Raw genomic sequence first — 14,395 nt, 5'->3', positions numbered from 1 at the left:
ATTCAGATCAAGGAGTTCATTATACTAGTCCGATTTTTCAAAATAAAGTCAAAAAGAATAAATTAGGACAATCTATGTCTAGGCGTGGAAATTGTTGGGACAACGCCCCACAGGAATCCTTTTTCGGACATTTAAAGGATGAAGTTGATATAAAGGCTTGTGATACATTTGAGGATTTAGTTAAAGAAATAGATGATTACATAGATTATCACAATAATTTTAGAGGACAATGGAACTTAAAAAAGATGACTCCTGTTCAATACAGAAATCATCTTTTAAATTAGTCTACTCTTTTTTAAACTGTCCTTGACAAAGGGTACAGTTTATGTCTTAATTTATTTTTATTTAATTAAAAGATGGAGATACAACATACTCCCATCCATACTCCCAATTCGAAACCTTTGTCACTACTTTATCTCCATTATATAGCTTACCAATTATTTTCCCATTTGTAGAAGGAGCATTTCTAACATTTAGATATCCAGAGTCTAAAGTAACTATATAATATCCGTATCCTCCCCTATCTGGTCTGTGATCAGGGTCAGGTCTTAAATATTCTCCACTAACATATGCTCCATATGCATATGCCTTGGCTTCTGTTTTATTAGGAATCATCATTGTTCCAAATACACAGACTAAAGCAAATACCAAAAGTCCTAATCTTTTTTTCATATAAATCCCTCCATATAATAAATTATTGTTCATAATATACATTCGCTATAATATGGCAATTTCCTCTATTTATGGATTTATTATGGATTTATTAAGAAGTTAATACATTCAATATTAGAAAGCTTACTAAAGTAATTAATATTCTAGTATTTTAATATTGGATATCTTTTGAAAACTTCATGATACTAATATAACTCTTATTTTTTGCAAAGTCTTTGAATTTTTCTTAACCCCTCAATAGAAATATTTCTAACCCCATGATAACTTCTATCTATTTCAACCTCAACTCTTCCATGAGGTAGCTTTTCTATATAAAGCATAGTAATAACCTGCTTCTCTCTACCTGATAACACGCTTAAGGCATTATCTATTCTTTTAATTTTCAATTCCAATCTTTCTTTTTTATATAATAATTCATTAATTTCTTTTTCCTTAGCTTCAAAAATCTTGTCCATTGCATCATTCTTAGGTGAAATTTGAACTCTTTCATTATAACTTATTGCCTTTAATCCACTATCATTCTTAATCTCTTGTATATCTAACTCTAAGCTTACTATATCAGCTTTTAGTTGCTTATATAATGCTAATTCATCTTTAACTTTACTCACACTATCACCCCAAAAAAGAATTTTAGGACACCACTTTTTTTAAAAGAGATGCCCATTGACTTTATACCTATATTATAATATATATGGTACTAATTATAAATAGGTATGTATCATATTTCTGCATATTTTGACACTAATATCTGTTCACATCTTTTCATATTTTAATAACATTTTACAAATATAGGTAATATTATGATAATATCACCAGTAATTCTTTAACAAAATTATAATATTAATTTATTGAAAAGGTTTTTACATTTTAATACAGAATTGGATATATAAGAACTTAAATTTAAGGAGGTTTTTTAATAATGAATTTTAAAAAAATAATTGCTACTTTTTCTTTACTTGCACTAATGTTCAGTACCCCTATCATTCCAACTTCTGTGAGCCATGCAGCACCATCTTGTCCTAGATGTGGCGACATAGTAATGCCTGGTACGCGTCATACAACCTGCGATTGTCAAGGTCATAATTATCGTTCTAAGAGTACTGGTAGTAAGTTTATAAGTCTAAGATCCCATACTGTTAGTGGTAAGAGATGTAATTATGAGGAATGGAAAGATTATTACCAAGATACATGTACCACCTGTGGAAACCCAGGTAGTGGTTATTCTTCAACTCGTGAAGAAGGTCACTCATGTGGTAGATAAAGTAACTACCTAAATATTAAAAGCATTGAAAAATATAAAAAGAGTCATTATGACTCTTTTTATATTCTGTATTTAGAAATTCTCTATTTTACAGTTCCATTTCCTTCTATAGGACTTGTAGAATCATAGGTATTATGAATTACAAAATAATACTTTTTGTTTCTATCTAAATTCATAAAAGGATAGTTATAAGATCCATACTGAATTGACTTTTCTTCAACTTTAGTTCCGAAAATATTATCTTCATGTAAAGATATCTTTGCTACAGCACGATTTTGCCATGTAGTATATAGAGATATATAATATGATGTGTCGCCTGTAAAAGAATATTTAGATGATAATTTTTGTCCTTCATATACCTGAAAATCAAAAGAATAAGGCAATGATTGAACAGACTTAGCTTGTGCTTCACTACTAAAAACACCAAGAAATAGAACTCCAGATATTAAACAACCAATAAAAGAACTTATAATTTTTTTCATAAACATCCTCCTAGATATTATTCTAAGTTACTTAATAATAACTTCATCCAAATAATACCATATATTGACTATATATGTAAGATGTTTTTGAAATTATTATGCCTTTTATATTATTTTTTGATTATATAAATATTTCTGTTAAAAATATAAGCTAAAATTTATATAAATAATAAAGATTAAATATAGTATCTAGAATGGAATATCTCCTGAATCCTCAACTGGTGTCATATCATCATAAGTACCCCCAAAAGGATTACCTGTCTCTTGGTCCTGTTTCTTATTATCCAAGAACTTAACTTCCTGCGCTACAACCTCAGTTACATATCTCTTAGTTCCATCCTTAGCATCATAACTCCTATTCTGAATCTTTCCAGCTATAGCCACCATACTTCCCTTATTACAATATGTTGTCATATTTTCAGCCTGTTTACCCCATACTACAACAGATATAAAATCAGCTTCTTTCTGCTTAGTTTGGCTATTATACTTATCTACAGCTAAATTTATATTTGTTACTGCCATTCCTGTTCCTGGTGTATATTTTAATTCTGGATTCTTGCAAATACGCCCTATTAAAATTACTTTATTGATAAGTCATCACTCCTATTTATCTATATATAATCTTTTATAAGTCTCTGCTACTACAAAAGCTTGCCATATATCAGCCTTAAAGCCATAAAATCAACTCTGATTCTTTTTAGTACCTTTCCCATTCTTAAAATCATGTTTAGAATATTTATCTATTAAAGCTTGTCTTATATTACTATCCTTAGCTTTCATGTTTCCGCATATCTCTAACTTTTCATCCTTACGATATATAAATTCTACTCTAAACTTTGGTATTGAAGCATCTAATGCTTCATGAAACCGTCCTATACATACACAAGTATCGAATACACTTTTCCCTACAGCCATTCCATAAGAAGCAATCATTTCGATAGCAACATTCTCAACGTCTTCCCATTCACTAGACCATATTTTTTCTAATAACTCCTCATTCTTAACCTTTCCCTTTTCTAAAGGGTACATAGATTTATCTAAAACAACATAGCCACACTCTATATTCCCTGGATCTATTGCTAATATATACATATAATCACCTTCTTAACCACAACTAACACTCCCCTATATCTATTTCTCCAACATTCATAATCAATCTCTGCCTTTTCAGGGCTCATCTTAAATTTATTCTCTAACTTCCTTAAGGCTTCTCCCTTACCTAAAATAGGTGCTTCTTTATTCCAAAACTCCTCTAATGTTGAAGTCTTTTTATATTTAATCTTAGTTCTTTCTCTTTGCTGTGCATTTGTATTTAATCTCTTACAATCCTCACTACAAAACTTAGTACTAGGATATTTAGTTATAAACTCTTTATTGCATATTGGACATATTCTAGTTGCTCTAAACTTAGGTGTATTCTTAGCACACTTCTTGCTACAGTAAGTGGCTTTATAATTCTTAGTAAACTCCCTTCCACATGTAGGGCATACTCCCGTTACCAACTTTTTAACCTCCTATCTCTAAATTACAAAATAAAAAATACCGCATATTCATTTGAATAATACGGTATTTAGAAAAATTATTTGATTTTATATTTTAGTTGTTTAATAAGAATATTCTTCATATTAAATTTTATCTAATTTCTTAGATAAATTGAAATTTGTCGATATGATTTTACTCACATTCTATCGAATTGCACCATTCTTAAAGTTATCATACCATTGCGCCATTTCTTCGTCACTGTCAATCTCTAATATTTTAAAAATTTCATAAGCAAATTGAACGGCAGCAGTTTCATTTGCAGTAATGACTTTATTGTCAACAACTACCTGTGCAGGGATATAAAACGCTTCTCCCTTATATCCTTTTTGTTTTTGAAATAATTCTAGGCTGTCTCCTGTATGCTTTAAATTGTCAAGCAATCCATGCTTGCATAAGAAAGTAGTTGCTCCACAAATAGCGGCTACAGGAATGTGTAATTCCATGAGCTTCTTAATAAATTCTGCAATTTCCCTATAATCATTCTCTTCCCATGAAAGACCACCTGGGAGAATAACCATGGCAAGGTTATTAAAATTCTGATAATCATTTATATTGTAGTCAATAGACGCATTGATGCCGCCCATTGATGCCTTCGGAACATCATCAACTGCGATTGTTTTAACCTCATAATCTGAAAAAGAATTGGTAACTGCAATGGCATAACTTGCTTCCCAATCATTCCATTGCTCCGTCAATACAATCAGTACTTCATTTTTAGTATTATTCATCATATCCTCCTGTCTTTAGGAGGGCTAAAATATAGTCACCCTCCTCATCCTTTTAAGATATATAATTTTGTATGACTTCATATATATCATCTCCTTCCTTAACTATCATGAATCAATTATAACATATTTTGTTAACACCGTATTATTCAATTTTCAAAGAACAAATATATTACAGCATAAAAATACCGCATATCCATTTCTGAATAATGCGGTATTCGTATTATTATAATTTTTATTTGCTTTCGTTATAAATAATTATTTATTCTTTAGCTTAATTGGGATAAATGTTTCCATCTGTGCCCATCCTTGTACCTTAATAATTTCAGCTGGTGTGATAATATGCCCCATTGCATAATGATTTGGACGTATATCAAGTTCAAAAACTTCTGATTCTTCAATATAGTTCAATACTTCCTCATATAATTTCTTGTTTACTTCTTCATCACCATCTTTATAAGCATAAGTCAAATAATATCCCCCATCAAACTCAACAACTTCATATCCACCGTTATCCATATCCTCAGTTAACGCCCACCACCATACCATACCTTGTTTTTCTTCATCATAAAACAAAAAATCACGAGGTAAAAAGCTATCCCTATCAGATGGTACAATAGATGAAAAATACATATCAAATTTTCCTAAAACACCACTTGGGGAAAAATCAAAATTTTTATCTACTCCAGATGATGCAGCTTTAAAGGCTGGTAGTGATATTACTCTAAATTCCATAACACATCTCCTTAACTTAATTTTCTTATATTGTTAAAATCAAGTAAATTATACCATATATTTAATACCGCATTATTCAATTTTCAAAGAACAAATATATTACGGCATAAAAATACCGCATATTCATTTTTGAATAATGCGATACTCTAATCTTGTATTTATTTTTACTTGTACATACTATGCTTATAATACCGATACAAAATAAACTATTCCTCCAGCTATCAATGCCACTACAGCGCCTATGATGGTTCCTATAACAGCTCCTCTTACATGATGTAAAGGGCTTCTGTATTCCTTATCCATATCTTCAGTTCCAGGGATTCTTGTTTTTTTACTGTGACAAAAAATCCCTATATCCAAAACAAGCATATCATAAACGTTAACAACCAAAAACAGAGTAAATACATGAAGATACGCTTCTGAAAAACTTTTAGCTCCCGAAAGGTAAGCTACTGCTGCAAGAATAATCGCAAACACAAAAATTGCAATTATCTTAATTGTTAAATGTCTTTTTTTCTTTGTTTGTATAATATCCTTGTACTGCGGCAAGCTTTCTACTCTTTTTCTAATCGCTAGAGGATACGACATAATATGTTTAATTGGTTCTTTATATAGTGATGGTAAGATCACTAGCGTAAATATCACACACGCAACAATACATTCAACTACCAAAATCATTTTTTTCCTCCCAATATAAATTTTCTTTACCTTATTTACCTATTATAAGTCAATCATAACATATTTTTCTAATATCGCATTATTCAATTTTCAAAGAACATATATATTACGGCATAAAAAATACCGTATATTCACTTTGAATAATACGGTATTTTTATAGATTATTAGGTTTAAGTTATTGAAGAAAATTTTTGTAATTTAAAATATATAATTATCTCATCTATTATTAACCCAACCAATTGTTTGAATAAGCTATTATTCCTAATATAGTACCAGCTAATGCGCTAACTATAATTTTAAAAGAAGTTTTTCGCTCCTTGCTCTTTTCTATATCCATCTGCTCCACCTCGCAAACTTATATAAATTATATCTTATATATAATATATCATAGTAAATAGATAATTTAGAAAATATATCTAATTTTAATACCGTATTATTCAATTTCCAAAGAATCTTTGCAATTGATTACCAAGTGATAAAAAGGAGTTAAAACTATACTGCAATAACTCCTTATTCTGTTGTTAACTCTACTTTTCAATATAATTCATAACATGCTTTATAACTATATTTATACTTCCATCACCATTTCTTTGTATTTCAAACTTACTATTGTCCTGGTATGATTCTTCATTAATATTTATTTATATATCTTTATCTATCTTAAGTTTTATCTTATTTAACTTCTTTTCTAGGTACTCCTTGTCTACATTGAAATCATCTATGTTATTACTGTCTAGAAAGTCTTTATATTTGTTCTTCAATTCATCATCTGAGAATAATCCTTCTGACAATTCATCTATACTTATGCTATCTTCCCTTTTAAGTTTTTGTTTTAATCCAGTTCTAACTTTCTCCGCTTCTTCTGCATCTTCTCTAAATACTTGCCTAACAAAGTTCTCTGTACCTTTTATAATGTCCCTTGTATTATCTCTTTCATTTTTAATTAGATTACATCTTAAAAACTTATCTATGAAATAACCTTCTCCATATTCATCCGACTTAATTTTGTTTTGATTATCAATGATAAACAAATCCTTACTCCCTATAAAACAAGCCTTGTGAAGCTTCTTAGTTGCATTTAAAGCATTTCTTTGCGTTCTAAGATTTATAGCCATTTTATCTTCAATAGAATCTATTTTATAAGTAAATGATTTTGAATAATCTACCTTTAAGACACACATATATGGACCATATTCTGTGGATATTGAAGCAATTATCAATCCATATTCTTCTTTTCTATCTTTAGTTAGCATAAACATAATTTTTGCTATATCCCTTGAAGCATCTAATAGACTTATTCTGCTATCTAATAATTCATTGCCTATACTCTTAACTTGATTAGTTCCTGTTAAATCCTCATAAAATTCTGCTGTCTTAAGATCATCACTTTTTAATGCTTTAACTATATGCTTGTATATAAACACATAACTCTCTTCATCTAATTCTAAGTAATTATCATTTAATATAGGCCTATCTCCATTTCCATCTATTAAGTGCATTACCGCATCCATTATTGTTACATCTTTAATTCTTTTCATTTTCTAATCCTCCTTAATGAAATTGATTTTTATATGATAATAGGAGTTTATAACAGCAACTTTTTTTTGCTCCTATCCTCGTTATTTATTTGGATTGCGCAATAAAAAATCGCAAATTCAATCTCTTGAATAATGCGATTTTTTACGTTTATTATAGTAAAATAGTTCCCTTTGCCAAAATAGCTACCTCTCCAGACACTAATATTTCTTTTTCAGAAATGCTCATAGAAACCTTAATTTTACTAGGTCTGCCGACAAATCTTCCTTGATTTATTATAATCTCATGTCCTACATTAAAAATATTATGCTTATATAAATATGCACCTAATGGTCCAGCTGCACTTCCTGTTGCAACATCCTCAACGTTTCCTTGATTATCCCAGGTCCGTCCTTCTATATAATTCACATCAAATATATAAGCAAATTTAGCACCTACTTCTTTTAACATTTCTTCAAATTTAGAACTAATTATTTTTGCATTCTCTATTCCTGAAGTTAATGGTACTAATAAGTATGGTAATCCTGTTGATACAACTTCCACAGGAAATTCTTCGCTTAAATTCTCTTCTGACAAGTTCAACGCATGTACATATTTATTTCTCTTCTCTTTTGAAACTTCACAGAGGAATTCCGCTTTTCCTTGATTCATTTGCACTTCATAATACTCCTCTATCTTTTTTGAATTAACTATAATTGTTTTTTGACTTAATTGAAATGTAATTGCTATATCTTCTTCATTTCTAAAAATATGACTATGAATAGTAGCTGCTGCTCCCAAAATAGGATGCCCCGCAAAATCCAATTCTTCATCTACTGTAAAAATTCTTGCATTAAATATACTATCATCTATTCTTCTCACAAAAATTGTTTCAAATTGCTTAAACTCTTGTGTTAATTTCAACATAAAATTATCTTCTAATTCCTCATTACAAAAAACAACAGTTAATCCATTGCCAGATAAAATTTCATTGCTAAAAACATCAACATGAAAATATTCCATTTTAATTCCTCCTTATATAAAAAATATAATTAACATTTATTTCACCTAAAATTATAACATATAGTGTAAATACCGCATTATTTAATTTTCAAAGAACCCTTGCAATTGATTCTCAAGTAATAATTTCAGATTATGAATTAATCTTCATCATTTTCAATACCAATAAAATCTTTCCATATTTCCTCAATTTCTTTAGTACAGCCAATATCCAATCCTTCTACACATCCTATAGCATTATTCTTGCAGTGTCCTATACAGTCATAACATTTAAAAGGACATCTATTTTCATTTTTTTCAATTAATGCATTTGAAAAATCTATTGTATTATCTCATGAGTTAGGCCATGCTATGCTTCATAGTAAAGATAATTGCTATTTCATGAAAAATAAAACCTTGATGCTGTGTTCCAAGATTGAAAGACAAGCTAACATATTCGCATCTGAACTTTTAATACCTGATAACATATTTAACAAATATATAGGAATGTCTATTGAACAAATTTCTAAAGCTGAATACATTCCTAAAGAATTACTAAAATTAAAAATTGACTATATAATAAAAAATTTTTAATTTTTAACCGAACATACATTCGTGAAGGGAGGTGAAAATATGCATTTAGATATTATAAAATTAGATGAAGTAAAAGCCTTATCTAAAAAAGAACGAGCTTTACTTCTAGAGTTTGAATCTATGACTAAAAAGGGGGATTTCTACTCTACTTCATTTATTCCATATACTCATAAAGATAAGATTAAACTCATGGAGATAATAAAAGAAACTAAATGTAAAGGATTTGATTAAATGCAATATAACATAACCTATAGAGAAAAGGATAAAGGAATTCAATTTATAATTTCTTATAAGTTAAATGGGAAGTGGAAACAGAAAAGTAAACAAGGATTTAAGTCTAAAAAAGAAGCAAAAAAAGTTGCTGACAAAACCTTGAATTTATTGAAGCAAGATTTAAATGATAATACTAAAATTTTTAAGTATAAAGCAATATTTTTATTAGCCGGTACTTGTGGATTAAGATTAGGAGAGATATTAGGATTAACATGGGATTGTATAAACTTCCAAAATAATATATTAATTATAAATAAACAATTCAAAAACTTACCTAATGGTGAATGTGGATTTGGTGCATTAAAAAGCAAAAATTCATATAGATCTGTTCCTATGCCTCAATCAACTATTCTAGTTTTAAAGGAATATAAAAGAAAAGCTGTTACAGATGTTAATAATAGATTATTTTTATATAAATCTGTACAAGCTACAAGTGGTATGTTAAAAAGATATCTAACAAAACTAGGTTTTAATATTAGTTTACATGAGTTAAGACACACTTATGCAACTACTTTAATAAGTAATGGAGTTGATTTTAAAACGGCAGCTCAACTACCAGGACATGATATAGAGCAAACAATGAAAACATATAGTTATGTAAATGATGACATGATTCTTCACGCTACAATGTTAATTGAAAAAATTTTTCAGAAAAATTTTTGACGTTTTTTTGACGTTTGCTCTTTTACATTTTTATAACCCTTGTATTACATACCCTTTTTGCTATTTATATAATTTTCAATAGCACAGTCATATTCTATAATCTTACTTAAAAATATTATGCTATACTTATTACTCCTATGAACCTGATCCATTATCTCCTCATAGGATGTCATTGGTCGTTGTAAAGCTTCTTCTCCTTCTACTATATGATTATGTACTAATATACTTTTTCCTAGCTCCTTTAATATCATATCTATAACCTTAGTATCTAGCTTAAATAGTTCCTCTTTAAATATTATAAAAGTTTCTATTAACCCCAAAGCAACTCTATTAAGAGTTATTTGCTCTTTATAAATAGGAATTTTATCTATATAGGTTTTCTGACTTTTTCTAAAAGAAACTGTAGCATCTTCCTTCAACGATTCTAAGGCCTTTTCACTTATTAGGACATTTTTATTTAATACTATATATTCTTCCTTTGTTAAATCCTTAGAATATATCCTATTTAAACTCTGAAGTATTTCCTTAGAAACTTTATATACCTTTTCTTCTGCTGTTTTTCCAAAATTAGGTGGCATCAAAAAACTGTTTATAATATACCCTAAGCTACATCCCGTAATTATAAGGACTATTCTATTAATTGAATAGCCTGTAGGACTGTCTCTTGATAAATCTATAACTAAAAGAGCTGCTATGGCAGTAGACATATCTGAAATATTTATTTTAAATAATTCCTTAATGAGGTAACTTAAAAATACTCCTAAGGGAACAGCTATATAATTATTCTTTATAAAGGTAGCAGTTATCATACCAATAGATACCCCTATAACATTACTTGCAAACCTTATAAATGCAAAACTTTTAGTCTTATTTATAGATGGAGATAATGTCATTACAAGAAGAGCTGATAATGCTCCTGTAAATTTATTATCAAAACCCATGAGATTTGTTATTATAAGCCCTAACCAAACCCCTATAGTTATTTTAAAAATTCTTATCCATTGATCTCTTCTACTCATAATATATGTTCCTTTATAATATATTTACTTCTTTTATTCTTCCAAGTGAGAGAAGCAAATATTCTATATTATGAATGACTTCTTTTTTAATAGGATTTAATCCTAAAACTTAAATCTTACCTGTATACTTTTAATAATGAAAGAATAAAAAAATATGGAGTAAATAAGTTACTATCCTATTTACTCCATACCTTTATATTAATGCCTCTATTTAGCCATATGCTCTTTAAGTCTAATACTGCTCTTTACCTTTTCTTCTCCTCTTACCCTTATGTAAGAATAATAATATCCAAGGGAAACTACAACTCCCCCTCCTATTATATTTCCAATAGTAGCTGGAATTAAATTTTTAACAAATATCTCTCCAAAAGTTACAGAATATCCTGAAAATTTTGCTGCTGTAAAATATAACATATTAGCTATGCAGTGATCAAATCCAAGAATAACAAATAACATAATTGGAAACCAACTTGAAAATATTTTTCCAATAGAATCTTGAGCTCCAAAGGTTAACCATACTGCTAAACACACTAAAACATTACATAAAATCCCTTTTAATAATATATCTATAAAATCAGCTGAAAGCTTTCCTTTAACTATACTAAAAACCCCATCCTTAACAGCTCCAGATATTATTCCTGTTTTAGCACATATATATGCTATTATTAATGCTCCTACAAAATTAGCAAAATAAACTACTGTCCAATTCCTTAATACATCCTTTAATTTTATCTTTCTATCCACTAAAGCTATTGTCATTAAACAATTTCCAGTAAAAAGTTCTCCCCCTGCTAAAACAACTAACATAAGCCCAACTGGAAATACTGCTGCTCCTAAAAACTTAGCCACTCCCGGATCAACACTTACCATTGTCTGAGTCACTATAAGATATCCTACTCCCCCAAAGGCTATAAATGACCCTGCAAATATTCCCAGTAGTATAAGTTGTGTTAAGGATAGTTTTGATCTTTTTACCCCTACATCTATAGCAAGTTCTGCTATCTCCTTTGGTGTTAATATTGATTTATTCATATGTTACCCCTCCATATTATCCTATAGTAAATTAGCACTATTTTTAAATTTGTATAATTACATTTGTAAAGGTTTTCTTAAAGAGTCTAGATTTAATATAATTCCCCCCATATACTCATAGTACTATTAGTTCAAATCACTATACTAGTTAATATATTAAAGAATGAATTCCCCATAATATATTAAATATTCATTCTTTAGTATCTAAAACTAACATAACAATTTACAATTTCTATAATTTTCTTTAGTTCATAATAAAAATTTCTAAAGGTTCATTTTATATCCTTAATCTACACTACTAAAATCTATCCTCTCCTCTCCACTGTAAACATTAAATCTATCCCCTCTTGAAAACCCTATTAATGTCATATTAGTTGTTCTTCCAATTTCTATTCCCATGGCTGTAGGACATGCCCTTGATATTACTGTGGATATTCCTGCTTTTGATATTTTTCCTATCATTTCTGAGCTTAATCTTCCAGATACATAAATAACAAAATCCTCAAGAGCTTTATTATTTATAATCATATTTCCAACAGCCTTATCTATAGCATTGTGTCTTCCTATATCTTCTCTAAAAACCTCATAGTCCTTCCCCTTTAAAAGCACACTATGGACTCCTCCAGTTTCTTCAAAGATTTTAGAAGACTTAAAAAAAGTTTTCATTGTATCCATTATTTCCTTAGGCTTTAACTTAGTATCCCCTAAAGGAAATCTTCTTTTCTTTGCTTCCTCCATGGATTTTGCATAAAGGGTTCCCTTAGAACTTCCTGATGTTATTACTCTATTATTATATCTACTTTCAAAATCAATTTGGGAATCTATATAAACCTTAGCTGTACCATTGTTATCTATTATCATATCCCTAATGTCTTTAAAAGAAGATATTATTCCTTCACTATTTAAAAAGCCAACTATTAGTTCTTCTTTATTGGTTGGTGTACAAAGTAAAGTTATATATTCCCTATCATTTAAAAATATGCTTATAGGAGTTTCTGCTACAACCTTGTCCACCTCTTTTCTTCCCTTTGAACCATCGTACTTTATTATGCTATACTCTTTTATCATTTAAATCATCTTCCTTATTATTTAATATACTTTTTTTGTAATTTGTAAGATCTTTTAATGTATTTAAATTTAAAAACATATCTTTATTAAAGTTAGACAAATCTTTCTCAACATATATAGAATTATCTTTTAAAATATCCCTAATAGAACGTTTCTCTAATGATAAATTTTCTTCTATATCTAATATAAAGTCTTTAGAATAGAATCCTGGGAAAGGTTCTAAAAATCCTTCTTTTTCCCCAAGCAATCCTTTATAATTGTTCTTTATTCCTATAGCTCTTAGATGAAGTAAGTAATCTTTATCTATTATTGGCATATCACAAGCCATAACCATTAGATATTTACTACTACAATACTTGAGTCCTACATGTATTCCTCCTAAAGGTCCTACTTCTTTAAATTCATCCTGAAGAATAATATCACATAATCCCCTATAACTTTCAGGAGTTTTTGTTACAACCATTACCTCTCTAAATATACTTTTAAGTTCTTTTATATTTTTATAAATAATGGGTTCTTCTTCTATACTTAACTTTTGTTTATCAAAGCCCATCCTAGTACTTTTTCCTCCTGCTAATATTAATGCAGATTGAAAATCCTCTTCCTTATTCATGTGGGCCCTCCTTTTATATGGATTTAAAAATTTAATACTTCTAGTCACCATTAATTAACCTTATATTGATTAAGTTTTTGTAATACTATTTTAAAGCCCTAATTTGAAATTGTAAATATTTTCACAACTATATTTTTCCTCCTATTGTTAATAGTTTTTTTACTTTTACTTGCATTCCAAAGAATTTTTTTATTAAATATATAGAAATATTAAACTTTTTAGATATTTTTAAATTTTCTTCCTTCATAAATGCAGCATATGATGTAAATAATTACATACAACTCTTTTATTGTTCATATTTTTTTTACATTTAACCCTATGTAATCATATAATATTCAATAACTTTTCTTAATATAATAACCTACTAAGTATTAATTTTTTTTATACTTAATGTGTAATAAGCTTTATATCTTTAATTTATTATTTTACAATTCATATTATAGTTTTATATATTATGTTTCTTTTAAATAATGTAGTATAGGGTTTTTAGCTTGAATTTTAACTTATACATGCTCTTAAATCCT

20 protein-coding genes are annotated in these 14,395 nt (G+C 28.6%); 5 read left to right on the top strand and 15 right to left on the bottom strand.

Annotation, left to right across the window (positions count from 1 at the left end):
• Nucleotides 1–284 (top strand): IS3 family transposase (locus BR69_RS0109535; RefSeq protein ID WP_027632992.1); only part of this gene is annotated, 284 nt, incomplete at its 5' end.
• 61 nt (nucleotides 285–345) lie between these two features.
• On the opposite strand, the gene BR69_RS0109530 is transcribed toward BR69_RS0109535, so the two are convergent.
• Together BR69_RS0109530 and BR69_RS20300 are read right to left on the bottom strand one after the other, a co-directional pair.
• Nucleotides 346–672, bottom strand: coding sequence for an SH3 domain-containing protein (locus tag BR69_RS0109530; protein ID WP_027632991.1), 327 nt, complete (start codon nucleotides 670–672; stop codon nucleotides 346–348).
• A gap of 197 nt (nucleotides 673–869) precedes the next feature.
• A complete protein-coding gene (locus BR69_RS20300; RefSeq protein WP_051623559.1) occupies nucleotides 870–1,280 on the bottom strand; it encodes a hypothetical protein in 411 nt (136 codons plus the stop codon).
• A 311-nt stretch (nucleotides 1,281–1,591) separates the two neighbouring features.
• On the opposite strand from BR69_RS20300, the gene BR69_RS20295 reads away from it, so the two are divergent.
• Nucleotides 1,592–1,933: a hypothetical protein gene (locus BR69_RS20295; protein ID WP_034849633.1), complete on the top strand. Its 342-nt coding sequence runs from the start codon at nucleotides 1,592–1,594 to the stop codon at nucleotides 1,931–1,933.
• Nucleotides 1,934–2,016: 83 nt separating this feature from the next.
• Here BR69_RS20295 and BR69_RS0109515 read toward each other — a convergent pair whose 3' ends face one another.
• The 9 genes from BR69_RS0109515 to BR69_RS0109470 form a co-directional block, all read right to left on the bottom strand.
• Entirely contained in the window at nucleotides 2,017–2,415 is a 399-nt protein-coding gene (locus BR69_RS0109515) for a hypothetical protein (RefSeq protein WP_027632990.1), read from the bottom strand.
• A 189-nt stretch (nucleotides 2,416–2,604) separates the two neighbouring features.
• The gene (locus BR69_RS0109510; RefSeq protein WP_027632989.1) at nucleotides 2,605–3,006 is read right to left on the bottom strand and encodes a single-stranded DNA-binding protein; all 402 of its coding nucleotides are present in this window, start codon (nucleotides 3,004–3,006) and stop codon (nucleotides 2,605–2,607) included.
• Nucleotides 3,007–3,096: 90 nt separating this feature from the next.
• Nucleotides 3,097–3,507, bottom strand: a complete 411-nt coding sequence (locus BR69_RS20290) for a hypothetical protein (protein WP_242840677.1) — start codon at nucleotides 3,505–3,507, stop codon at nucleotides 3,097–3,099.
• Nucleotides 3,495–3,917 (bottom strand): hypothetical protein, encoded by a 423-nt coding sequence (locus BR69_RS0109500; protein ID WP_027632988.1) that lies wholly within the window; start codon nucleotides 3,915–3,917, stop codon nucleotides 3,495–3,497. The genes BR69_RS20290 and BR69_RS0109500 overlap by 13 nt, the downstream gene beginning before the upstream one ends.
• Nucleotides 3,918–4,100: 183 nt before the next feature.
• On the bottom strand, nucleotides 4,101–4,685 hold the full coding sequence (locus BR69_RS0109495; RefSeq protein ID WP_027632987.1) for a DJ-1/PfpI family protein: 585 nt from the start codon (nucleotides 4,683–4,685) through the stop codon (nucleotides 4,101–4,103).
• A 255-nt stretch (nucleotides 4,686–4,940) separates the two neighbouring features.
• Nucleotides 4,941–5,417: a hypothetical protein gene (locus tag BR69_RS0109490; protein ID WP_027632986.1), complete on the bottom strand. Its 477-nt coding sequence runs from the start codon at nucleotides 5,415–5,417 to the stop codon at nucleotides 4,941–4,943.
• Between the two features lie 183 nt (nucleotides 5,418–5,600).
• Nucleotides 5,601–6,095, bottom strand: coding sequence for a hypothetical protein (locus tag BR69_RS21505; protein ID WP_027632985.1), 495 nt, complete (start codon nucleotides 6,093–6,095; stop codon nucleotides 5,601–5,603).
• A 641-nt stretch (nucleotides 6,096–6,736) separates the two neighbouring features.
• On the bottom strand, nucleotides 6,737–7,633 hold the full coding sequence (locus BR69_RS20285) for a nucleoid-associated protein (RefSeq protein ID WP_084315391.1): 897 nt from the start codon (nucleotides 7,631–7,633) through the stop codon (nucleotides 6,737–6,739).
• A gap of 151 nt (nucleotides 7,634–7,784) precedes the next feature.
• A complete protein-coding gene (locus BR69_RS0109470) occupies nucleotides 7,785–8,633 on the bottom strand; it encodes a PhzF family phenazine biosynthesis protein (RefSeq protein WP_027632984.1) in 849 nt (282 codons plus the stop codon).
• Between the two features lie 348 nt (nucleotides 8,634–8,981).
• Here BR69_RS0109470 and BR69_RS22465 point away from each other — a divergent pair, with 348 nt between their 5' ends.
• From BR69_RS22465 to BR69_RS0109455, 3 genes are read left to right on the top strand one after another with little or no spacing between them, the layout of a single operon-like run.
• Complete coding sequence (locus BR69_RS22465) at nucleotides 8,982–9,203, top strand: ImmA/IrrE family metallo-endopeptidase (protein WP_051623558.1); 222 nt, start codon at nucleotides 8,982–8,984, stop codon at nucleotides 9,201–9,203.
• Between the two features lie 39 nt (nucleotides 9,204–9,242).
• Entirely contained in the window at nucleotides 9,243–9,434 is a 192-nt protein-coding gene (locus tag BR69_RS0109460) for a hypothetical protein (protein WP_027632983.1), read from the top strand.
• Entirely contained in the window at nucleotides 9,435–10,139 is a 705-nt protein-coding gene (locus BR69_RS0109455) for a site-specific integrase (RefSeq protein ID WP_027632982.1), read from the top strand.
• 44 nt (nucleotides 10,140–10,183) lie between these two features.
• On the opposite strand, the gene BR69_RS0109450 is transcribed toward BR69_RS0109455, so the two are convergent.
• The 4 genes from BR69_RS0109450 to BR69_RS0109435 form a co-directional block, all read right to left on the bottom strand.
• Nucleotides 10,184–11,158, bottom strand: a complete 975-nt coding sequence (locus tag BR69_RS0109450; RefSeq protein WP_027632981.1) for an FUSC family protein — start codon at nucleotides 11,156–11,158, stop codon at nucleotides 10,184–10,186.
• 207 nt (nucleotides 11,159–11,365) lie between these two features.
• Nucleotides 11,366–12,190 carry a formate/nitrite transporter family protein gene (locus BR69_RS0109445; protein ID WP_027632980.1) on the bottom strand — a complete coding sequence of 275 codons (825 nt, stop codon included), beginning with the start codon at nucleotides 12,188–12,190 and terminating at the stop codon, nucleotides 11,366–11,368.
• 285 nt (nucleotides 12,191–12,475) lie between these two features.
• On the bottom strand, nucleotides 12,476–13,258 hold the full coding sequence (gene fdhD, locus BR69_RS0109440) for a formate dehydrogenase accessory sulfurtransferase FdhD (protein ID WP_027632979.1): 783 nt from the start codon (nucleotides 13,256–13,258) through the stop codon (nucleotides 12,476–12,478).
• A complete protein-coding gene (locus BR69_RS0109435) occupies nucleotides 13,242–13,871 on the bottom strand; it encodes a molybdenum cofactor guanylyltransferase (protein WP_027632978.1) in 630 nt (209 codons plus the stop codon). The genes fdhD and BR69_RS0109435 overlap by 17 nt, the downstream gene beginning before the upstream one ends.
• Between the last annotated feature and the right edge of the window lie 524 nt (nucleotides 13,872–14,395).

This window comes from Clostridium hydrogeniformans DSM 21757 (assembly GCF_000686705.1).
GTDB lineage: Bacteria > Bacillota > Clostridia > Clostridiales > Clostridiaceae > Clostridium_Z > Clostridium_Z hydrogeniformans.
This window is presented reverse-complemented; position numbering and strand designations above follow the sequence as displayed.